At 72.6% G+C, this 20,455-nt stretch carries 18 protein-coding genes and 2 pseudogenes; 6 read left to right on the forward strand and 14 right to left on the reverse strand.

What is annotated here, in order from left to right; translation table 11 throughout:
* The 8 genes from FGF04_RS07470 to FGF04_RS07510 form a co-directional block, all read right to left on the reverse strand.
* On the reverse strand, positions 1 to 472 hold a 472-nt coding region (locus FGF04_RS07470; protein ID WP_149510655.1), incomplete at its 3' end, for a hypothetical protein.
* Positions 473 to 699: 227 nt separating this feature from the next.
* Positions 700 to 1,383, reverse strand: coding sequence for a uracil-DNA glycosylase (gene ung / locus FGF04_RS07475; protein WP_149510461.1), 684 nt, complete (start codon positions 1,381 to 1,383; stop codon positions 700 to 702).
* A gap of 132 nt (positions 1,384 to 1,515) precedes the next feature.
* A complete protein-coding gene (locus FGF04_RS07480) occupies positions 1,516 to 3,096 on the reverse strand; it encodes an ABC transporter substrate-binding protein (RefSeq protein ID WP_149510462.1) in 1,581 nt (526 codons plus the stop codon).
* A 277-nt stretch (positions 3,097 to 3,373) separates the two neighbouring features.
* Positions 3,374 to 4,132, reverse strand: a complete 759-nt coding sequence (locus FGF04_RS07485; RefSeq protein ID WP_149510463.1) for an SDR family oxidoreductase — start codon at positions 4,130 to 4,132, stop codon at positions 3,374 to 3,376.
* A 34-nt stretch (positions 4,133 to 4,166) separates the two neighbouring features.
* Positions 4,167 to 4,928 (reverse strand): 3-oxoacyl-ACP reductase FabG, encoded by a 762-nt coding sequence (fabG, locus tag FGF04_RS07490; RefSeq protein ID WP_149510464.1) that lies wholly within the window; start codon positions 4,926 to 4,928, stop codon positions 4,167 to 4,169.
* A gap of 160 nt (positions 4,929 to 5,088) precedes the next feature.
* Entirely contained in the window at positions 5,089 to 5,478 is a 390-nt protein-coding gene (locus FGF04_RS07495; RefSeq protein ID WP_149510656.1) for a DUF3037 domain-containing protein, read from the reverse strand.
* A 56-nt stretch (positions 5,479 to 5,534) separates the two neighbouring features.
* Positions 5,535 to 6,299 (reverse strand): HipA family kinase, encoded by a 765-nt coding sequence (locus FGF04_RS07500; protein WP_149510465.1) that lies wholly within the window; start codon positions 6,297 to 6,299, stop codon positions 5,535 to 5,537.
* Positions 6,300 to 6,509: 210 nt separating this feature from the next.
* Complete coding sequence (locus tag FGF04_RS07510) at positions 6,510 to 7,013, reverse strand: MarR family winged helix-turn-helix transcriptional regulator (RefSeq protein ID WP_235882232.1); 504 nt, start codon at positions 7,011 to 7,013, stop codon at positions 6,510 to 6,512.
* 142 nt (positions 7,014 to 7,155) lie between these two features.
* Between FGF04_RS07510 and FGF04_RS07515 the strand changes: the two genes are divergently transcribed.
* The 3 genes and pseudogenes from FGF04_RS07515 (at position 7,156) to FGF04_RS07525 (ending at position 9,549) form a co-directional block, all read left to right on the forward strand.
* Positions 7,156 to 7,908, forward strand: a complete 753-nt coding sequence (locus tag FGF04_RS07515) for an SDR family NAD(P)-dependent oxidoreductase (protein WP_149510466.1) — start codon at positions 7,156 to 7,158, stop codon at positions 7,906 to 7,908.
* A gap of 13 nt (positions 7,909 to 7,921) precedes the next feature.
* Positions 7,922 to 8,491: pseudogene (locus FGF04_RS07520) on the forward strand (NAD-dependent epimerase/dehydratase family protein); the annotation flags it as partial.
* Between the two features lie 101 nt (positions 8,492 to 8,592).
* The gene (locus FGF04_RS07525; RefSeq protein WP_235882233.1) at positions 8,593 to 9,549 is read left to right on the forward strand and encodes a DMT family transporter; all 957 of its coding nucleotides are present in this window, start codon (positions 8,593 to 8,595) and stop codon (positions 9,547 to 9,549) included.
* A gap of 57 nt (positions 9,550 to 9,606) precedes the next feature.
* Here the strand turns inward: FGF04_RS07525 and FGF04_RS07530 are convergent, their stop codons facing one another.
* On the reverse strand, positions 9,607 to 10,938 hold the full coding sequence (locus tag FGF04_RS07530; protein ID WP_149510468.1) for an aminotransferase class I/II-fold pyridoxal phosphate-dependent enzyme: 1,332 nt from the start codon (positions 10,936 to 10,938) through the stop codon (positions 9,607 to 9,609).
* A gap of 70 nt (positions 10,939 to 11,008) precedes the next feature.
* Here FGF04_RS07530 and FGF04_RS07535 point away from each other — a divergent pair, with 70 nt between their 5' ends.
* Complete coding sequence (locus FGF04_RS07535) at positions 11,009 to 11,686, forward strand: pyridoxamine 5'-phosphate oxidase family protein (RefSeq protein WP_149510469.1); 678 nt, start codon at positions 11,009 to 11,011, stop codon at positions 11,684 to 11,686.
* Between the two features lie 63 nt (positions 11,687 to 11,749).
* Here FGF04_RS07535 and FGF04_RS07540 read toward each other — a convergent pair whose 3' ends face one another.
* From FGF04_RS07540 to FGF04_RS07550, 3 genes and pseudogenes are all read right to left on the reverse strand, one after another.
* Entirely contained in the window at positions 11,750 to 12,760 is a 1,011-nt protein-coding gene (locus FGF04_RS07540) for an EamA family transporter (RefSeq protein WP_149510470.1), read from the reverse strand.
* 123 nt (positions 12,761 to 12,883) lie between these two features.
* The gene (locus FGF04_RS07545; protein WP_235882234.1) at positions 12,884 to 13,417 is read right to left on the reverse strand and encodes a Clp protease N-terminal domain-containing protein; all 534 of its coding nucleotides are present in this window, start codon (positions 13,415 to 13,417) and stop codon (positions 12,884 to 12,886) included.
* A gap of 339 nt (positions 13,418 to 13,756) precedes the next feature.
* Positions 13,757 to 14,451: pseudogene (locus tag FGF04_RS07550) on the reverse strand (PadR family transcriptional regulator).
* Positions 14,452 to 14,609: 158 nt separating this feature from the next.
* Between FGF04_RS07550 and FGF04_RS07555 the strand changes: the two are divergent.
* Entirely contained in the window at positions 14,610 to 15,428 is an 819-nt protein-coding gene (locus tag FGF04_RS07555) for a PhzF family phenazine biosynthesis protein (RefSeq protein WP_149510471.1), read from the forward strand.
* Between the two features lie 29 nt (positions 15,429 to 15,457).
* Here FGF04_RS07555 and FGF04_RS07560 read toward each other — a convergent pair whose 3' ends face one another.
* A complete protein-coding gene (locus tag FGF04_RS07560; RefSeq protein ID WP_408055593.1) occupies positions 15,458 to 16,270 on the reverse strand; it encodes a CPBP family intramembrane glutamic endopeptidase in 813 nt (270 codons plus the stop codon).
* A 210-nt stretch (positions 16,271 to 16,480) separates the two neighbouring features.
* Between FGF04_RS07560 and FGF04_RS07565 the strand changes: the two genes are divergently transcribed.
* Positions 16,481 to 18,202, forward strand: coding sequence for a substrate-binding and VWA domain-containing protein (locus tag FGF04_RS07565; RefSeq protein ID WP_149510473.1), 1,722 nt, complete (start codon positions 16,481 to 16,483; stop codon positions 18,200 to 18,202).
* Between the two features lie 135 nt (positions 18,203 to 18,337).
* Here the strand turns inward: FGF04_RS07565 and FGF04_RS07575 are convergent, their stop codons facing one another.
* Positions 18,338 to 19,858 (reverse strand): glutamate--cysteine ligase, encoded by a 1,521-nt coding sequence (locus FGF04_RS07575; protein WP_149510474.1) that lies wholly within the window; start codon positions 19,856 to 19,858, stop codon positions 18,338 to 18,340.
* Positions 19,859 to 20,455 lie beyond the last annotated feature (597 nt).

Raw genomic sequence — 20,455 nt, forward strand, 5'->3', positions numbered from 1 at the left:
CCTCCCGGTCCAGCCGCGTCTCCAGGCGGCCGATGCCGGCCCGGATCCCGTCGCAGTACGCGTCGTCGCCGAGGACGTCCACGCTCTCGCGCGCCACCCCCAGATGGCCCCGGGCCGCCTCGCGGCGCCCGAGCTTCGCGTAGTCGGCGGCCAGGTTCAGGTGCAGCGAGGGGTAGAGGGCCCGTACCGCGAGGGACCCGTGGTGCTCCGCCGCCCGGGCCTGCGTGAGCTCGTCCGCCGCCGACAGGGCCCGCAGATCCCAGGCCAGTTCGTCCGCGGGGTCGTCCTGCGCGTCGGCCATGAAGTGCGCGAGCGTGCACCGGTGCAGTGCGTCACCCTCCTCGCCGATCTCCGCCCACAGGTCCAGGAAGCGGCCCCTGGCCTCCTCGCGGTCGCCGCCGTGGAGGAGCATGACGGCCTGTCCGATCCTGGTCGTCATCGCGTCCGCCGCCGGTTCCTGCTGCTCCGTCACCGCGTCGCCCTCCMCCCGCTCGTCCGCCGGCGGGCACGCCCGCGCCCGCCGCTGCCGACGCTAACGGCAGGCGCCGGTGAACGGGCTCAGGCGGCCCCGTGCGCGACGGGGCCACCCCCGTGACGGACCATCGGGCGTCCCGGACCGGACCGGGCTGGACCGGACCGGGCCGCAGTCCGGTGCCGGGGATGTGCCCGGGAACGCGCCCGGGAACGCGCCCGGAAAGGTCAGCCCAGGTCGGGGATCCGCCAGTCGATCGGCTCGTGCCCCTGCTGCGCGACCGCCTCGTTGATCTGCGTGAAGGGACGCGAACCGAAGAACTTCTTCGCGGACAGCGGCGAGGGGTGCGCACCCTTCACCACGATGTGCCGCTCCTCGTCGATGAGCGGCAGCTTCTTCTGGGCGTAGTTGCCCCACAGCACGAAGACCGCCGGGTCGGGCCGGTCGGCCACGGCCCGGATCACGGCGTCCGTGAACTTCTCCCAGCCCTTGCCCTTGTGCGAGTTGGCCTCACCGGCGCGGACCGTCAGCACCGCGTTGAGCAGCAGGACGCCCTGCTCGGCCCACGGCATCAGATAGCCGTTGTCCGGCACGGGGTGGCCGAGCTCCTCCTTCATCTCCTTGTAGATGTTGCGCAGGGAGGGCGGTGTCTTCACGCCGGGCCGCACCGAGAAGCACAGGCCGTGGCCCTGGCCCTCGCCGTGGTACGGGTCCTGGCCGAGGACGAGCACCTTCACGCGCTCGTACGGAGTCGCGTCGAGCGCGGCGAAGACCTCGTCGCGCGGCGGGTACACGGGCCCCTTCGCGCGCTCCTCCTCGACGAACTCGGTGAGCTCCTTGAAGTAGGGCTTCTGCAGCTCCTCGCCCAGGACGCCGCGCCAGGACTCGGGCAGCATGGCGGTGTCGGTCACGTGTACTTCCTTCACAGTGCGGTCGTTTCCGGTGCACAGAACCTACCGCCGCCCACTGACAACCGGGCCCGCTCCCGCCGTTCCGCCACGGCCGCGGGCCGACACGGCCACGGACCCGCCCGGGCCGGTCCGCTACCAGCTGGTCTTGCGGTCCAGTTCCCACACCATCATGATCGTCGACGGGTCGATGGAGCGCTCGACGCCGGAGATCTCCTCGCTGGCGGCGACGTACTGCTTGCCCTGCCACAGCGGCAGCAGCCGTACGTCGTCCAGGAGGATGTCCTGGGCCTTCTCGAACTGCTCGACGACGTCCCCGCGGTCCCTCTCGCGGCGCGACTCCGGCAGCAGCACGTCCGTGATCCGGGGCGACTCGTACGGCGTGCCCAGGGCGTTCTGCTCCCCCACGAACGGTGCGATGAAGTTCTCGGCGTCCGGGAAGTCGGGGAACCAGCCGCGGCCGAACACGGGGTACTCGCCCTTGCGGTAGCCCGCCTCGTACGTCTTCCAGGGGCGGCCCTTGACGGTGACGGCGAACAGGCCCGTCGCGTTGAGCTGGCGCCTGAGCTCCTCGAACTCCGCCCTGGTCGTGGAGCCGTACCGGTCCGTGGTGTACCAGAGGGTCAGCGGCACCTTCTCGGCGATGCCCGCCTCCAGCAGGATCTGGCGGGCCTTGGAGGTGCTGGGGTTGCCGTAGTCGTCGAAGAAACCCGTGGTGTGGCCGGCCAGCCCGCTCGGGACCATGGAGTACAGCGGTTCGACGGTGTCCTTGTAGACGGTGTGCGCGATGGCCGGCCGGTCGACGACCTGGGCGACGGCCTTGCGCACCGCGGCCCGCCTCGCCCACGGGTCCTTCGGGTTGAAGACCAGGTAGCGGATCTCCGTGCCCGAGGTCTCCACCAGCTGGAGGTCGTCCTTGTTGCGCCGTTGCTGGAGGTCGACGACGTCCTCGGCGGCGAGCCCGCGGAGCGTGACGTCGATCGTCCCCTTCCGCAGCGCGGTGACCATCTCGCCGGAGTCCTGGTAGTACCGGAGGGTGACGGCGCCGTTCTTGCGGTCGGCGGAGCCCTTGTAGCTGTCGTTGCGGACGAGCCGGGCCTCCCGCCCCTCGTCGTAGGCGCTCAGTCCGTACGGTCCCGAGCCGGTGACCTCGTCGCCCTCGCGCAGGGCGTCGGCCGGGTACTCCTCGGGGTCGACGATCGACATGGCCGGTGTCGCGAGCACGAAGGGGAAGGTGGCGTCCGGCTTGTTCAGGCGGAAGACGACCTCGCGCTCGCCCCTGGTCTCGACCCGTTCCAGGCTGCCGAGCAGCCCGGCCGGGCCGCCGTCCACGGCGATCTTCCGGATGCGGTCGACGGAGTGCTTGACGGCCTTCGCGTCGAGCCGGTGCCCGTCCGAGAAGGACATGTCCTCGCGCAGTGTGCAGCTGTACGTGCGGTTGGAGTCGTCGGTGAAGCGGCAGCTCTCGGCGGCGTCGGGCTCGGGCTCGGACGCTCCGGCGGGGTAGCTGAGGAGGGTCTGGTAGATGTTGCGGAACAGCTCCCAGGAGCCGTCCCACGACGCGGCGGGGTCCAGGGTGCTGGGTGCGCTGGTGGTGCCCACGACGACCGGTCCGTCCTCCTCGGAGGTGCCCGAGGAGAACACCCCGCATCCCGTCACCAGGGATATGGACGCGATCGCCGACAAGTTCCGCAGAGACCGGTTCCGTTTGAACACGCGCACGCTCCTCGATGAGCCCCGCCAGAGTGGGAGGGACCATATCGCAGCGCCCCGCCGGTCAACTCGCTGCGACGGCGGGGCACTTGACGTGCACGAACATCATTTGTTCGATTTTTTTCGGCTCTGCAATGGTTGTTTCGGTTCTGCGCGGAACATATCCGGCCACGGTAGGAATTTTCCCGGGGGAAAACCCGTGCAAGACACACCTTTCTCAACAGCGCGCAGCACACCGGTCACGGCGGCGTCCGGGCGCCGCACGAGGGGCCTGGACTGGTCAGGAGACTCCGGCGTTGAGGAAGATGCCCCCGTCGACCACCAGGGTCTGCCCGGTGATCCAGTCCGACTGCTCCGAGGTGAGGAAGGCGGCGGTACCGCCGATGTCCGACGGCACGCCGAGCCTGCCGAGCGGGTAGGCCGCGGCCGCCTCCGCCTCGCGCCCCTCGTACAGGGCCTGCGCGAACTTGGTCTTGACCACGGCGGGCGCGATCGCGTTGACCCGCACCACGGGCGCGAACTCGTGCGCCAGCTGCAGGGTCAGGTTGATCATGGCGGCCTTGCTCATGCCGTACGCGCCGATGAACGGCGAGGCCGAGACGCCCGCGAGGGAGGCGATGTTGACGATCGCGCCGCCGTTCGCGCTCTGCCAGGCCTTCCACGTCTGCTGGGCGAAGCCGAGCGCCGAGACGACGTTGGTCTCGAAGACCTTCCGCGCCACGTTGAGGTCGAGGTCGGCCATCGGCCCGAACACCGGGTTCGTACCGGCGTTGTTGACGAGGAAGTCGACGCGGCCGAACGCCTCCATGGTGCGCTCGACGGCGACGGCCTGGTGGGCCTCGTCATGGGCCTTGCCCGCGACACCGATGACGCGGTCGGCGCCGAGCTGCTCGACGGCCTCCTTGAGCGCCTCCTCGTTGCGGCCGGTGATGCACACCCGGTCGCCGCGGGCCAGCAGCGCCTCGGCTACGCCGTAGCCGATGCCGCGGCTGGCGCCGGTGACGAGGGCGACCTTGCCCGAGAGTTCCACAGTGCTCATGTTCCTGTCCCCAGTCCTGTTCCTGTCCCCGGTCCTAGTCGAGCGGTCCGCCGGCCACGTACAGCACCTGGCCGGAGACGAAGCCGGCCGCTTCGCCGGTGAAGAAGGCGATCGCGTTGGCGATGTCGTCCGGGTTGCCGACGCGCTGGACCGGGATCTGGGTGGCGGCCGCGGCCTGGAACTCCTCGAAGCCCATGCCGACGCGCTCGGCGGTGGCGGCGGTCATGTCGGTGACGATGAACCCGGGGGCGACGGCGTTCGCGGTGACGCCGAACTTGCCGAGCTCGAACGCGAGGGTCTTGGTGAAGCCCTGCAGCCCGGCCTTGGCGGCGGAGTAGTTGGCCTGGCCGCGGTTGCCGAGCGCCGAGGACGAGGAGAGGTTCACGACCCGGCCGAACTTGGCCTCCACCATGTACTTCTGCACGGCGCGCGTCATCAGGAAGGACCCGCGCAGGTGGACGTTGAGGACCGTGTCCCAGTCGGACGCGCTCATCTTGAACAGCAGGTTGTCGCGGAGCACGCCCGCGTTGTTGACCAGGATGGTGGGCGCCCCGAGCTCCTGCGCGACCCGGGCCACGGCGGCCTCGACCTGCGCCTCGTCGGCGACGTCGCAGCCCACCGCGATCGCCCTGCCGCCGGCGGCGGTGATCTTCTCCACGGTGTCCTTGCACGCGGCCTCGTCGAGGTCGATCACCGCGACGGCACGGCCCTCGGCTGCCAGTCGTACGGCGGTCGCGGCCCCGATGCCGCGCGCGGCACCGGTGACCACGGCGACGCGCTGCTCAGTGGTGGACATTGCTGGTTCTCCTCGCCCTTGGGGAAGCCCTGGAACGGTGCGCCCCACGAGTGAGCGACCGCTTAGTACCTTCAACGGACGAGACGCTAGAAGCCTTGGCACCCAGTGTCAACGGCCGACCGCGGGCATGTGATCCATTACCTGGCCGGCCGGTGATCCATTACCTGACCAGCAGGTCGAGCAGGCGCGCCGTCTCGGCCGCGGGATCGGCCGTGAGACCGGTGTGGACGGGGCCCGGCTGCACGACCGTGGAACGGGGCGCGATCAGCCAGCGGAAGCGGCGTCCGGGGTCGTCCCCCGCGGCCTGTCCGGCCGCGGCGCCCCCGGCGCAGACCCCTTCGACGGCGCGCAGCGCGGCCCGCACGCCCTCGGCGTCCGCCGCCGGGTCGAGGGCGAGCAGCCTGCCCTCGTCGAGGTGGGTGCGGGCGGCCACGAAGGAGTGCGCGCGGCAGTACACCAGCACTCCGGCGTTGATGTACTCCCCCCGCTCGACGCGCGGCACGACGCGCAGCACGGCGTACTCGTACACGACGCGGTCGGCGCGGTCGATCCCGTCGGCGCGGCCGTTCCCGTCGGCGCGGCCGTTCCGGTGGCCCTCGTGCTCGCTCACTTCGTGCCCTCCTGGATGCGGATGCGCTCGTGGACGGTGGCGGCCCGGGCCAGGAGCGGCCGCGCGTAGGCGCGCCGCAGCTCGTCGGGCGAGTCGAACCCCGGCTCGTCGCGCAGCCACACGTCGGGGATCGCGGCGGTCACCTCGGCGAGCAGTTCCGGTGTGACGCGGGGGCCCAGCTCCGCCGCGGCGGCGGCGATGTCGGGGCCGAAGGGGGCGAGCGCGTGGTCGGAGGCGTCGTACGGCCGGTCGGCCGAGGCCTGCGCGCCGGGCCAGTTGTGGTGCCAGATCATGGTGGCGCCGTGGTCGATGAGCCACAGCTCGCCGTGGTGGACCAGCAGGTTGGGGTTGCGCCACGACCGGTCCACGTTGTTGACCAGCGCGTCGAACCAGACGACCCGCCCGGCCTCCTCGGGGTCCACCCGGTGCGCGAGGGCGTCGAAGCCGATCGCGCGGGAGAGGTAGTCCATCCCGAGGTTCAGTCCGCCGCTCGCCTTGAGCAGCTCCTGCACCTCCTGGTCCGGTTCACCGAGTCCGATGACCGGATCGAGCCCGATCGTGACCAGTCCCGGTACGCGTAGGCCCAGGCGCCGGGCGAGCTCACCGCAGACGACCTCGGCGACGAGGGTCTTGCGCCCCTGCCCGGCGCCGGTGAACTTCATGACGTACGTACCGAGATCGTCGGCCTCGACGAGCCCGGGCAGCGAGCCACCCTCACGCAGGGGCGTGATATAGCGGGTCGCGGTGACCTCTTTCAGCATTTTCTCAGGCCACCCATCTATGCAACCTTACGATCCACGACCGCCTCCGAAAGGCGGCCACAGCGGAGATCACCCGTCAACGGCGATTCACCCTCCGCCGCCGGCCTCCGGCACGAAGTGAGCATAGTAACCAAGGGTGATCACGGGCGAGGAGCGCCGGCCGGGCGGACGCCCGCTCCACCACCCGGCGTCGCGGACGGAGGAGCTCCCTCAGCAGGCCGTCTCGTCGGGGGCGAGGGAGTCGCGTTGTGCGGCCTGGGCGACGCGGGCGAGCAGGGTGCGCAGCTGCCGGGCGTCCTGGTGGTCGAGGTCGGCGAGCAGGCGCCCTTCGGCGGCCACGAGGCTCTGCCGTACGCGGTCGAGGCGGGCGCGTCCGGTGTCGGTGATCAGAACCTGGCGCACGCGGCGGTCGCGCGGGTCGGGCCTGCGGGTGACGAGTTCATGCGCTTCGAGGTCGTCGAGCAGGTAGGTCATCACGGTCCGGTCCAGGCTCACCTCTTTGGCCAGGGCGAGCTGCGAGGGCGGCTCATTGCCGCCGGCCAGGGCGACCAGGACGAGGTAGCCGCGCGCCCCTCCGGGCACATCGGTGACGGAGTCGGTGGCCACGCGGCGGAACGCCGAGGAGACCATGCGGATCGCCCAGCCCAGGTCGGTGTCCAGGGCCAGGTCCTCGACCTCGCCGCCCGGCTTCTTCTCGGACATGGATGCGCTCACCCGCGCACCCTACCACGGTGCGCTTGCTGCCAGATGTTCTTGTTGACAGAACATCTGTGAGGCATAGTGGATTGGGCAACGGCGCCCCCTTGTGCTCCACACGGGGACGCCATGACCACTCACCAGCGCAGGGAAGACGATGATGAGCACCAGCACCGCTTTGCAGGGCCGCACCGCACTCGTGACCGGGGCGACCTCGGGTATCGGCAGGGCCGTCGCGCAGAACCTGGCCCGCCAGGGTGCGACGGTCGTGCTGCACGGCCGGGACCGGGCACGGGGCGAGGCCCTGGTGAAGGAGATCGCGGCCGACGGCGGCACCGCCCGCTTCGTCGCCGCGGACCTCGCCGACGCCGAGGACACGCTGCGGCTGGCCGCCGAGGCCGGGGCCGTGGACATCCTGGTCAACAGTGCGGGCCTGTACGAGTTCGCCCCGACCGCGGCGAGCGACGTCGCGAGCTTCGACCGGCAGGTCGCGGTCAACACCCGCGCCCCGTTCCTGCTGGTCGGCGCTCTGGCGCCGGGCATGGCCGAACGCGGGCGGGGTTCGATCGTGATCGTCGGCTCCAGCGCGGCCCGTATGCCCGCTCCGGTCGGCGCCGCCTACGGCGCCTCCAAGGCCGGTGCGGAGGTCCTGACGCGCTACTGGGCAACCGAGTTCGGTGCCTCGGGCGTGCGGGTCAACACCGTCTCGCCGGGTCCCGTGCGCACCGAGGGCACCCAGGCGATGCTGGGCGAGCACATCGCGATGCTGGACAAGGCCAACGCCCGCGGCCGGGCCGGTGACCCCGACGAGATCGCCGAGGTCGTCTCGTTCCTGGTCGGCCCGGCCAGCTCGTACGTCAACGGTGCCGTCCTGTTCGCCGACGGCGGCGAACTGAGCGCCCTGCCCTCCTGACGAAGGCGCCTCCATGAACATCTTCGTCATCGGCGCCACCGGATTCGTCGGCGGTCACCTCAGCCGGCACCTGGCCGCCGAGGGGCACACGGTCTGCGGTCTGGCCCGCACCGAAACCGCCGCCGCCGTCCTCGAAGCCCGGGGCATCGTCCCGGTCGCGGGTGACCTGGACGCGCGCCGGCCCGCCGTCGTCGAAGCGGCGCTGAACGCCGACGCGGTCGTCTACGCCGCGCAGGCCGCCCCGGAGCAGGAGACCGGAGCCGTCTCCGACCTCGTCCGGACGCTGGCCGGGACGGGCCGGACGCTGGTCTTCCTGTCCGGCAGCGGAGTGCTGCTGCAGCGCACCGCGGGCGCCTGGAGCCCGGACGTCTTCGCCGAGCACGACCCGTTCACGGTCGAGCCCCTGGCCGAGCTGCGCAAGGCCACCGAGGACATCGTCCTGGCCGCCGCCGGGGAGGGGCTGCGCGCGATGGTCGTCCGGCCCGGCCTGATCTGGGGCCCCGGCGACCACGGTCACCTGTCGATGGTCTACCGGTCGGTCGCCCGGAGCGGAGCGGCCTGCTACGTGGGCCAGGGGCTGAACACCTACGGCCATGTCCACATCGACGACGTGACCCGCCTGTTCGCCCTCGCCCTGGACAAGGGCCCCTGCCTGCCGCACCTGACGCCACCGCGCCCGCCGCCGTGCCTGACGCCGCGCCCGGCACCGCTTCCGCTCCCGTCTCCGGGCCCGAAGCAGGAGGCCGCCCCGGTCCGGCACGGGTTCTCGACTGGCGGCTGCGCTTCGGCGCGCTCTCCCTCGTCTGGGGCTTCAGCTTCCTGCTCATCAAGGTGGGTACGGACGGTTACGCGCCCTTCCAGGTGACGCTGGGCCGCCTGCTGTTCGGCACGCTCGTCCTCGCCGCCGCGATGGCCTGGAAGCGCGAACGCCTCCCGCGCGGCGCCCGCACCTGGGGGCACCTGGCGGTCGCGGCCCTCCTCCTCAACGCGCTGCCGTTCTCCCTGTTCGCGTACTCCGAGCTGACCATCCCCTCCGCCCTGGCCGGCATCTGCAACGCGACCTCGCCCCTGTGGGGCATGGCCCTGTCGATGGTCGCCCTCTCCGAGGACCGGCCCACCCGCCGCCGGGTGGCCGGTCTCGGCATCGGCTTCCTCGGCGTGCTGACGGTGCTCGGCGTCTGGCAGGGCTTCCACGACCTGGACGCGGCGGGCACCGCGATGGCGCTGCTCGCCTCGCTCAGCTACCCGGTCGGCTGGATCTACGTGCGCCGCACCCTGGCCGGCTCCGGCCACTCGCACCTGTCGCTGACCGGCGCCCAGCTGATGCTGGCGACGGTGCAACTGGCGGTCGTGACGCCGCTGTTCACCTCGGCGCCGGACCACTTCGCGCTCGTGCCGCTGCTCGCGGTGGTCGCGCTGGGCGCCCTCGGCACGGGCTTCGCCGTCCTCGTCCAGTACGGCCTGGTCGCCGAGGTGGGCCCGACGACCGCCCAGATGGTCACGTACTTCATCCCGGTCATCGCCACCGCCGCCGGTGTCGCGATCCTCGGCGAACCGCTCGCCTGGTCGACACCGGTGGGCGCCGCCGTCGTCCTGGCGGGCGCGGCCCTGACCCAGCCCCGACGCCCCCGGACCGACTGAGACCGGACCGGACGCCCGCACCGACCGCGGGGCCCGGCCCGAAGTAACGACGCCCGGTCAGACGTAACGGCGGGCCGGCGCCGGACCAACCGCCGTCGCCACCGCGTCCGCCACCGCCTCCGCCTCCCGGGCGGTGAGGCCGGAGACGGTGATCCGCAGTCCGGGCGGCGCGTTCGTCCGGAAGCGCGCCCCCGCCGCCACCGCCCAGCCGGAGTGCAGCAGCCGCGCGACGGCCCCGGTCTCGTCCGGGACGGGCACCCACACGTTCATGCCGCTGCGCCCGTACGCCGGGACGCCGCGCTCCGCCAGCGCGCCGATCAGTGCCTCCCGGCGCCGCCCGTACGCCGCCGCGACGGCCGCGCCGTCCACGGCGCCGCTCGACCACAGGTGCACGACGGCCCGTTGCAGCAGCCGGCTCACCCAGCCGGGGCCCAGCCGCTGGCGGCCCTGGACGCGGTCCATGGTGACGGGGTCGCCGGTGAGCACGGCCAGCCGCAGATCGGGCCCGTACGCCTTGGCGACCGAGCGGGTGAAGGCCCAGTGCCGGGTCACGCCCGCCAGCGGGTGCAGGGGCAGGTCGACGATGCGGTGCCCGTGGTCGTCCTCGACGAGCAGGGTCGCCGGATGCTCCGCCAGCACGGCCCGCAGGGCACGCGCACGCGCGGCACTCACCGCGGCACCAGTCGGATTCTGCGCGCGGTCGGTGACGATCAGGGCCCGCGCCCCGCCCTCCAGCGCGGCCCGTACGTCGCCGGGCAGCGGCCCCTCGCCGTCGACGCCGACGGGAACGGCCCGCAGTCCGAGGGCCGGCACCAGGTCGAGCACGCTGTGCCAGCCGGGGTCCTCGACGGCGACCGCGTCCCCCGGCCGCAGGTGCGCGGCCAGGACCCGCTCGATGCCGTCGAGCGAGCCCGAGGCGACGACGACCGGCCCGTCCGGCACCCCGTCCGCGTCCAGGTCCGCACGGGCGAGCCGGGCCAGCTCCGGTTCGACCGCGGCCGCCCCGTACAGCGTCGGTTCGCGGTCCGAGAGTTCCGCCGCGGCCGCCAGCGCCGGCGCGAGCGGGGGCAGCAGCGCCGGATCGGGGTTGCCGTCGGACAGGTTCCGCACGCCGGGCGGGACGTGCAGCCGGGACAGCTCGCGGGCGGTCGTCACCGGCTTGGGGCGGACCCGGCTGCCGCGCCGGCCCGCCGTCTCGATGACCCCGCGCTCGCGCAGCGTGCGGTAGGCGGCCGCCACGGTGTTGGGATTCACCTCCAGCCGGGACGCCAACTCCCGCATCGGCGGCAGCAGTTGCCCGGGCTCCAGCTCCCCCGCCCCCACCGCACGCTCGACGCTCGCCGCAATCTCGGCTGCGCGCTTCCCCTCGATCCGATACTCTCCTAGCACAAAGCACACTATGCACTAGTGCAATACACGACGCAACACGACACACGACGACGCCGACCTGGAGAGCCTCATGACGCAGACGGCCGCCCCGCGCCCCGACGCCTACACCCCGACCGACCGCACGGTCCCCACCCGCTCCCGGGAGCGTGCCGCGTACGACCATGAGATGGTCCACGCGATCCTGGACGAGGGGTACGTCTGCCACCTCGGGTTCGTCCGCGACGGGGCGCCGGTCGTGCTGCCGACGCTGTACGGGCGGGTCGGCGAGCGGCTCTACGTGCACGGCTCGACGGGTTCGCGCCCGCTGCGGATGGCGGGCCAGGCCGACCCCGGTCTGCGGGTCTGCCTGACGGTCACACACGTCGACGGCCTCGTACTGGCCCGCTCGGCCTTCCACCACTCGATCAACTACCGCTCGGTGGTGGTGCACGGCGTGGCCCACCAGGTGACGGACCCGCAGGAGAAGCGCGCGGCCCTGGACGCGCTGGTCGACCACGTGGTGCCCGGCCGCTCGCGCGACTCCCGGCCCGCCGACACCAAGGAGCTGGCCGCCACCGCCGTACTGCGGCTCGACCTCGGCGAGGTCTCGGCCAAGCTGCGCACCGGCGGCCCGAACGACGAGCCCGAGGACCTCGGCCTGCCGTACTGGACGGGCGTCGTCCCGGTCAGCACGACCCACGGCGCGCCCGTGCCCGCCGACGACCTGGCGCCCGGCACGGAGGTCCCCGCCTACCTGACGGCGCTCTGACACCTTGCGACTCCTGAGGCCCCCGCCGCCCCTGCCGTCCGTACGCTCCAGGTGCGCGACGGCCTAGACGGAGGTCTCCCGCTCCGGCAGCCCGCTCCCGGTGCCCGCCGCGCCGCGCGCCACCGGGGCGGGCGGGGCCTTGGCCGGGGTGGACGTCTGCGCGATGAAGGCGCCGCACAGCACCACCGCGCCGCCGATGATCTGCGGCGCCGAGAGGTGCTCGCCCAGCAGGACCCAGGCGAGCACGGTCGCGATGACCGCCTCCAGGCAGGCCACGACCCCGGCCACCTGCGGCGAGAGCCTGCGCACCGCCACCACTCCGGTCACGTAGGCGACGACGGTCGCGATCAGCACGATCCAGCCCAGCAGCAGCGAGGCGGCGACCGTCGTCCCGTCCAGGTCCGCGTCGCCGCCGAGGACCGACCAGTCCATGCCCCACGGCCGCGCCACGACCGTCAGGACGAGAGCGCCGACGAGCAGTCCGTACGCGATGACGCCGAGCGGCGCCGGCGCCTCCTCGCCCGCGTCGCCGCCCTGGTCGGACAGGACGAAGTAGCCGACCTGGCAGCAGGCGGCGCCCAGCGCGAGCAGCAGCCCCAGGACGTCGAAGCCCAGCCCCGTCCACACCTCGACGACACAGGCGAGCCCGCCGACGGCGAGGACGACACCGAGGGCCGCGGCGCGGGTGACGGGCCGCCGCTGCACGAACCGCACCCAGCCGAGGACCAGCGCCGGGGCCAGGTACTCGACCAGCAGCGCCACCCCGACGGGGATCCGGGAGATCGAGGCGAAGTAGCAGGCCTGGACGCCCGCGACGGCCAGCAACCCGAACCCGGCGAGCAGCGCGGGACGCCGGCGCACCAGGTCCCGGTGGCGCACGGCCAGCGGCAGCATGACCAGCGCGGCGCCCGCGACCCGCAGCCACACCACGTGGAGCGGGTCGAGGCCCGCCTCGATCAACGGCTTGGCGGCGACACCGGACCCCCCGAAGGCGACCGCCGATCCCAGCGCGAGCCCCAGCCCGACGCCTCTTCCCCGGTGACCCGTACTGCTCGTCGACGTATGCACCGGCACATGATGACAGGCGACGACATGAGCGTCACCCTTGTTGACACCTGTCTCATCGGCTGGACGGACCGGACCCGGGGAACGCGTCGCGCACGGCCCGGTGGCGCCGCGGCCCCGCCGGTACCCGGCTCAGGCCTCCACGCCGCGCTCCGCCGCCCCGTCCAGGCGGGCCAGCAGGCGCGGCACGTCGACGCCCGCGTGCTCCAGCACCTCGACGGCCCGGGACCCGGCGCCGGCGACGAGTTCGGCGAGCAGGTCGGTCCCGTCCGCGAACCGGTCGCCCCGCACCGCGGCCCGTCCGTGCGCGGCCGCCATCGCCCCGGCCGCCGCCGGGGACCATCCGTCCCCGGTCACCGCGGGCACCGCACCGGTGTCCTCGACGGAGCCCTGCCAGCGGAGCCCGTACCCGATGCTGCGCTGGACGAGGTACCCGAGCAGCCGGGCCACCTGCGGATCGCTCCCGAAGGCCGCGCGCACCTCGGGGTCCGACTCCAGCAGCGTGTGCAGCAGATGGGCCGTGTCGATCTGCCGGTCCCCGTCGCGCAGCGCCCGCCTGCGCGCACCGGCGACCACCGCCGTCAGTTCAGCGCTGAGGTGCGCCTCGACGTCCATGTCGTCCGGGCCCCGTCCGGCGGCCTGCTGCTGGGGCATTCGGTGCTGCACGTCCTCCACCCCATCAGCCCCGCCGCATCCGGTCATCCTCGCGGGGAAGCATTCTCGCGTCCGACACAGGGTGGGCTCCGGTGTCCGGCCCCTCCTCCTCACGGATGACATCGCGCCGTTCTCCCCGCCCGGAGCGCGCGCCGCCTTGCCGTACGGCCCTCGCGCGTCATGCGGCTCCGGTGACCCGTACGGCACGGCGGTGACAGGACGGACGAGAGGTCCGGCCGGGCGCCCTGGTCGCTCGACGCATACGGACGCATACGGACGCATACGAACGAGGGGGTGCTCCATGGCCGGAGCACCCCCTCGTCATGATCCCGTCCGCGGCCGGGGGGACCATCAGTCCTCGTCGGCGAGGATCAGGTACAGCTTCTTGCGCGTCTCGTTGATCAGGGACAGCGCCTTCTCGCGCTGCTCCTTGCTGCCGGTCTTCCAGACCTGCCCGAACGCCTCCATCAGACCGAAGCCGGCCTGCCGGATGTCGCTCAGCGCCTCCCAGTCGACCCCGCGCCCCGCATCCTCCCAGGGCGCGTCCGGCCCCTCGTCGGCGGCGGCGCGGCCCGCCTCGGTGAGCGAGAACAGCTTCTTGCCGCCCTCGGTCGCACTGCTGATCAGGCCTTCGTCCTCCAGCAGCTGGAGGGTGGGGTACACCGAGCCGGGGCTGGGCTTCCACGCCCCGCCGCTGCGCTCGGCGATCTCCTGGATCATCTCGTAGCCGTGCATGGGCCGGTCCTTGAGCAGGGCCAGGATCGACGCGCGCACGTCGCCGCGCCGCGCCCTGCCCCGCGGTCCGCCCCGGCTTCGGCCCGGGTCCCTGGGGCGGGGCTTCGGCGGCCCCCGCGCCCGCCCCAGGGACCCGGGCCGAAGCCGGGGCCGCCGAAGCCGGGCCCGAAGGGGCCGAACGCCGCGCGCAGGCCTTCGAAGGCGCCCGCGTCGGGACCGCCGGGACCCCGGCGGTGTCCGTGCCCGTGTCCATGACCGCGTCCGTGACCTGGGCCGAAGCCCGGTCCGTATTCCTCTCCATGGGAACGCATCGCCATCACTCCATTCCATCGTTGATCTGTCGCGATGCGTCAACGATATATCGGAATAGTTCGTCCGACAAGACCTGCCGGCCGCGGATCCCGCGACGGGTCCAGTTCCCTCGGATTGGCCTTGGTCCGCGGCACCGGCCGGCGTCTACCGTCCGGGCATGCGGATTCGTATCGTCGACGCCTTCACCGACCGCCCCTTCGCCGGCAACCCGGCCGGGGTCCTCCTGCTCGACCGGGCGTCGCCCTTCCCGGACGACGCCTGGCTGCGGAACGTGGCCCTGGAGGTCAACCACGCCGAGACGGCGTTCGCCCACCCCCTCCCGGCGGGCGGCGAGGCGGACTGGGCGCTGCGCTGGTTCACCCCGGCCGCCGAGGTCGCCCTGTGCGGCCACGCCACCCTGGCCACCGCCCATGTGCTGGCCACCACGGGGGCCGCGCATGGTCCGGTGCGGTTCGCCACGAAGAGCGGCGTGCTCGTCGCGACCGTGCTCGACGACGGCTCCGTCACCCTGGACTTCCCGACCGCCCCGCTCACCGCGGTCGAGATCCCGCCGGGCGTCGCCGGGGCGCTGGGGGCCGAGCCGCTCACCACGCACGACACCGGACCGAACGTCGGTGACCTGCTCGTCGAACTCGCCGACGAGAAGACGGTCCTGGGCCTCGCCCCCGACCTCGCGGCCCTGGGCCGCTACTCCGAGCGCGGCATCATCGCCACGGCCCGCGCCGAGGACCCCTCACGGGGCTACGACTTCGTCTCGCGCTGCTTCTTCCCGAACATCGGCATCGCGGAGGACCCGGTGACCGGCAGCGCCCACACGGCCCTGGCGCCGTTCTGGTCGCAGCGCCTGGGCCGCACCGGGCTCACCGGCCTGCAGGCCTCGGCCCGCTCCGGACGGGTGCGTACGGAACTGCGCGGCGACCGCACCCTCCTGTCCGGCCGCGCGGTCACCGTGATCGAGGGCGAGCTGTTCGCGTAGGACTCCCCGGGCTGCCCGCCCACGCCCCGTCAGGCCGTGGGCAGCCAGTCCACCTTGCCCGCCAGCAGCGCGTACCCGACGAACGCGCCGATGTCGAGGAGCGCGTGGGCGACCACCAGCGGTCCGATCCGGCCCCACCGGCGGTACAGGMACACGAAGACCACGCCCATCACCATGTTGCCGACGAACCCGCCGATGCCCTGGTAGAGGTGGTACGAGCCGCGCAGCACGGAGCTGGCGGCCAGCGAGCGGACCGGCGACCAGCCCAGCTGGTCGAGCCGCCGCAGCAGGTACCCGACCACGACGACTTCTTCCAGGATCGAGTTCTGCAGCGCGGAGAGGATCAGCACCGGGTACTTCCACCAGACCTCGGGCAGCGCCTCCGGCACCACCGTGAGGTTGAAGCCGAGCCCGCGGGCGGCCAGGTAGAAGGCGATGCCCGAGCTGCCGATGACGGCGGCGATCCCCGCTCCCCGGGCGAGGTCGAACCAGGGGCGCGTACGGTCGAACCCGAGCGTGCGCAGCCCCTTGCCCTCCCTCAGCAGGAAGTGCGCGACGAGGGCGACCGGCACCAGGGCCGACGCGATGCCGAACAGCTGCCAGGCCAGGTCGAGCCACGGACGGCCCGGCGCGGCCGAGGCGTTGAGCGTGGCCGCCTGGTCCTTGAGCCCTCCCGGCCGGGTGAGCGAACCGACGAAACTGATCAGCGCGGAGACACCGCTCGCGCCGAGCGACACACCCAGCACGAGCAGCGTCTCGTCCCGCAGGACCCGCCTCCCGGGCCGGTCCCCGAACGCTTCCCCGGGTGACGGATCAGCCACCGGCCCCTGCCCCACCTGCACTCCTGCCTCCAGTTGCGTATTCCCGCCTCATCCCCATCTTCGCCCCGCTAGGGTCTCGAATGAACATACGAAGATCGTGCGCGACAGGCCGTCGAGGGTCGAGGGACGGACGCCATGTGAGGCGCATCCCCCTGGTGCCATAGCATTCCGCCGTCTCACGACTCACGGCCGCAACGGCTTCGGGCTCGGTCAGGGAGGGGCACCACCGCCATGGGACGTCACAGCTTGCCCGACGCGCCGCGCAGGGGCGGCACCGGCCCCCGCTCCCGTGCGCGGCGCCGCAGGGCGGCGCTCGCGACGGCCGTCGTGCTGGCCGTCGCCGGCGGCACCGTCGCCGCGGTCGACGGCGGCCTGCTCTCCTTCGGCTCCTCCTGCTGGGACGACCCCGTGCGGCTGCGGATCGCCGCCGCGCCCACCATCGCCCCGGCGCTCAAGGACGCGGCCGACTACGCCCGGGACCACGACGTCACGTCCGACGGCCAGTGCGTCGACGTCCGCGTGACCGCCCGGGACACGTACGAGTTCGCCACCGCCCTGCGGTCCGGGCGCGGGGGCGCGGCGGACTTCGAGGCGTGGGTACCGGACTCGGGCGTGTGGGTGAGCAGGGTCCTGGCGGACGACCGGTCGGTGCCGGTGACCCCCGCGGGCAACGTCGCCTCGTCGCCCGTCGGCGTCGCCATGATCCCGACGGCCGCGAAGACGCTCGGGTGGCCCCGCAAGACGTACACCTGGACCGACCTGGCGGGCGCGACCACGACGAGCGAGCGGCTGCGGCTCGGCTCGGGCGATCCCTCGCGCAGCGCCACGGGCCTGCTCGCGCTGACCCAGCTGGCGCAGACGGCGGGCCGCACCAAGGACGGCGACGTGCTCGCGGCCGCGACCGCCAAGGCCCTCTCGCAGCGCGCCTCCGACAGCGACGGTCAGGTCCTGAACACGCTGCCGCGCGACCTGTCCGGTACCGAGCAGGGCAACCCCAAGCGCAACCAGGCGCTGATCCTGTCCGAGCAGGCGGCGTTCGCGTACAACGAGTCGGCGGACAGCGGCGACGATCTCGACCTGTTCTACCCGAAGGACGGCTCGCCCCGGCTCGACCACCCCTTCGCGCTGGTCGACGAACCCTCCCTGACCACGGACGAGAGCCGGGCGGCGCTGCGCTTCATGACGCTCCTCGGCGAGGACGCGGGACGGCGGATCCTGGAGGAGCACGGCTTCCGCACGGACGAGGACGAGGTCCCGGCCGCACTGGTGTCCGCGGCCGGCGGCCGGGCGCCGCAGCCCTACGAGGAGGTGCCGGAGAGGCCGGCCACGGACAAGGAGGTCGAGGAGGCCCTCGGCCTGTGGACGATCACGGTGCAGAGCGCCCGGCTCACCACGGTCGTCGATGCCTCGTCGTCCATGTCGGACCCGGTGCCGGGCACCAGCGAGTCCCGGATGGACGTGACCCGGGCCGCGCTGCTCCAGGCGCTGGCGACCTTCACTCCGGAGGACGAGATCGGGCTGTGGAAGTTCTCCACCGAGCTCGACGGCAAGCGCGACTACCGCGTCCTGGTGCCGACCGGCCGGCTCGGCGACCGCGTGGCCGGTACCACCCAGCGGGACCGCCTCTCGGCGGCCTTCAGCGGCCTGAAGCCGGTCCCGCACGGTGAGACCGGCCTGTACGACACCACTCTGGCCGCGTACAAGGCGGCGACGGCCTCCTACACCAAGGGCAAGTTCAACGCGGTGGTCCTGCTGACCGACGGCGTCAACCAGGACCCCGGCAGCATCTCGCGCTCGCGCCTGGTCTCCGAGCTGCGCGAACTGGCCGATCCGGAGCGCCCCGTACCGCTGATCGCGATCGCCGCCTGCTCGGACAGGATCAGCGCCTGGTTGCGCTTGGGGTTGCCCTGCTCGGTACCGGACAGGTCGCGCGGCAGCGTGTTCAGGACCTGACCGTCGCTGTCGGAGGCGCGCTGCGAGAGGGCCTTGGCGGTCGCGGCCGCGAGCACGTCGCCGTCCTTGGTGCGGCCCGCCGTCTGCGCCAGCTGGGTCAGCGCCCCGCCCGCCGCCCGCCGCCTGCCTTCTGCGTCAGCTCAGCGGAACAGCCGGTTCCGGCAGTCCCACCGGCCAGGTGTGCACCGGCTCGCCGAGGTGCATCAGCTCGCTGTAGCGCTTCGTCGTGGCGGCCAGCGCCGCGTCCCGGTCCAGACCGCCCTCCAGCGCCTTGTGGAACGTACGGGACTGCCAGGAGGCGCCGTTGACGCCCCGCTTGCAGCGCTCCTCGATCACCCCAAGGTAGAGGTCGCGGTCGGCCGGCTCGACGCCCCAGGCGTCCAGGCCCTCCGCCGCGAGCGGCAGCAGCTCGTCGCGCACCAGCTGCACCGCGGGCATCCGTACGACCCCGCCGTACCGGCCGCGCCGCGGCCACTCCAGCTTCGCGTCGATGCCGTAGCGGCAGGCCTGGTCGAAGTTGGCCGCCGCGGCCTCGAAGGGCAGCCGGGTCCAGACCGGCCGCGTCTCCGCGGCGAGGGCGCGCACCAGCCCGTAGTAGAAGACCGCGTTGGCGACCGTGTCGATCACGGTGGGTCCCGCGGGCAGCACGCGGTTCTCCACGCGCAGGTGCGGGACGCCGTGCTCGATGTCGTACACCGGGCGGTTCCAGCGGTAGACGGTGCCGTTGTGCAGGACGAGTTCGGCGAGTTTGGGCGTGCCGCCCTCGTCGAGGACGCGCAGTGGGTCCTCCTCGTCGCGGATGGGCAGCAGGGGCGGGAAGTACCGCAGGTTCTCCTCGAAGAGGTCGTACGCCGAGGAGATCCAGCGCTCGCCGAACCAGGTGCGCGGCCGCACCCCCTGCGCCTGCAGCTCGGGCGAACGGGTGTCCGTGGACTGCAGGAACAGCGGGGGCCGCGACTCGCGCCACAGCTCACGGCCGAAGAGGAACGGCGAGTTGGCGCCGACGGCGATCTGCGCCGCGGCGGTGGCCTGCGCGGCGTTCCACACGTCGGCGAACCGGTCGGGGGTCACCTGGAGGTGCAACTGCACCGAGGTGCAGGCCGCTTCGGGCGCGATCGACGCCGAGGTGCAGCTGAGCCGCTCCACGCCCTCGATGTCCAGGGTGAAGTCCTCCCCGCGGGCCGCGACGATCTGGTCGTTGAGCAGCGTGTAGCGGTCCACGTCGGAGAGGTTCGCGGAGACCAGGTCGTCCCGGGTGAGGGTCGGCAGGATGCCGACCATCACGATCCCGGCGTCGACCTCGTTCGCCTTGCGGTGGGCGTACGCGAGGGAGGTGCGCAGCTCCTCGGCGAGCCGGTCGAACACCCGGCCCTCCAACCGGTGCGGGGCGATGTTGACTTCCAGATTGAACATGGCGAGTTCTGTTTGGAAATCACGGCTGGCGATGCGTTCGAGTACTTCCGCATTCATCATCCTCGGCGAGCCGTCGGGCCCTGCGAGATTCAGCTCGATCTCCATGCCCATGAGATTCTTGGGGCGGTCGAACTTCTTCTCCTCCAGCAATCTCGCCAGACCCTCCAGGCACTGCTGGAGCTTTTCTCGGTACCGCCGGCGGTCGGACAGTCCGATCGTCCCCGCCGCGACCTTCTCCCCCATCGAAGCTTCCCTCCTCGACCGGTCGGCCCGAAGAACCGGCCGCTGCCGTACCGGGCCACCGGGGATGATGCCCAGCCAATGTGATCGATAACTCCCCGGAGGGACCCCCCGGGTACTACTCTGGACCCAGCTTTCTCCCGGCACATTCACGAGGCATGAGGCGCCGCGTTTACCGAAGACCGGCACTGTCGTGAAAAACGCCGACGAGAACCGGCCGTCCCCTTCGGCGGAGTATTCCGAGGTCATCGTCGCGTACCCGGCAGGAACCACGGTCAAACGCCCTTCACGACGACCTAATTGCCTCTTGCACTTAATGTGCGGGACGGCTAGCCGAAACATCACCTGAACACATGTCGTATAAACTCCGCGAACGAGGCAAAGAGTTGGCGCCCGCGGTCGCAGGATCTGTCGTCGAAGTGACGTCTTCGCCGAAGGACGGGCCGCGCGGCGTCCGGTGCGTGCGATCGCGGACGTGCCGGAGGGATTCCCGTGGCCCGGCCACCAGGACCTTCCGGCACCTCGGCGAGCATGCGTGCCGGACATCGCGCGGCCGGCGTCCCTCCGACGACCGGCCCCGCATCCCCGCCCCATCGATCC

It is taken from the genome of Streptomyces apricus (assembly GCF_008369065.1).
GTDB lineage: Bacteria > Actinomycetota > Actinomycetes > Streptomycetales > Streptomycetaceae > Streptomyces > Streptomyces apricus.

Coding starts and splice junctions, on each gene's coding strand:
- FGF04_RS07485 (WP_149510463.1), bottom strand. CDS start 4,132: ATGAGCACTGTGGAACTCTCGGGCAAGGTCGCCCTCGTCACCGGCGCC.
- fabG (WP_149510464.1), bottom strand. CDS start 4,928: ATGTCCACCACTGAGCAGCGCGTCGCCGTGGTCACCGGTGCCGCGCGC.
- FGF04_RS07500 (WP_149510465.1), bottom strand. CDS start 6,299: ATGCTGAAAGAGGTCACCGCGACCCGCTATATCACGCCCCTGCGTGAG.
- FGF04_RS07515 (WP_149510466.1), top strand. CDS start 7,156: ATGAGCACCAGCACCGCTTTGCAGGGCCGCACCGCACTCGTGACCGGG.
- FGF04_RS07535 (WP_149510469.1), top strand. CDS start 11,009: ATGACGCAGACGGCCGCCCCGCGCCCCGACGCCTACACCCCGACCGAC.
- FGF04_RS07555 (WP_149510471.1), top strand. CDS start 14,610: ATGCGGATTCGTATCGTCGACGCCTTCACCGACCGCCCCTTCGCCGGC.
- FGF04_RS07565 (WP_149510473.1), top strand. CDS start 16,481: ATGGGACGTCACAGCTTGCCCGACGCGCCGCGCAGGGGCGGCACCGGC.
- FGF04_RS07575 (WP_149510474.1), bottom strand. CDS start 19,858: ATGGGGGAGAAGGTCGCGGCGGGGACGATCGGACTGTCCGACCGCCGG.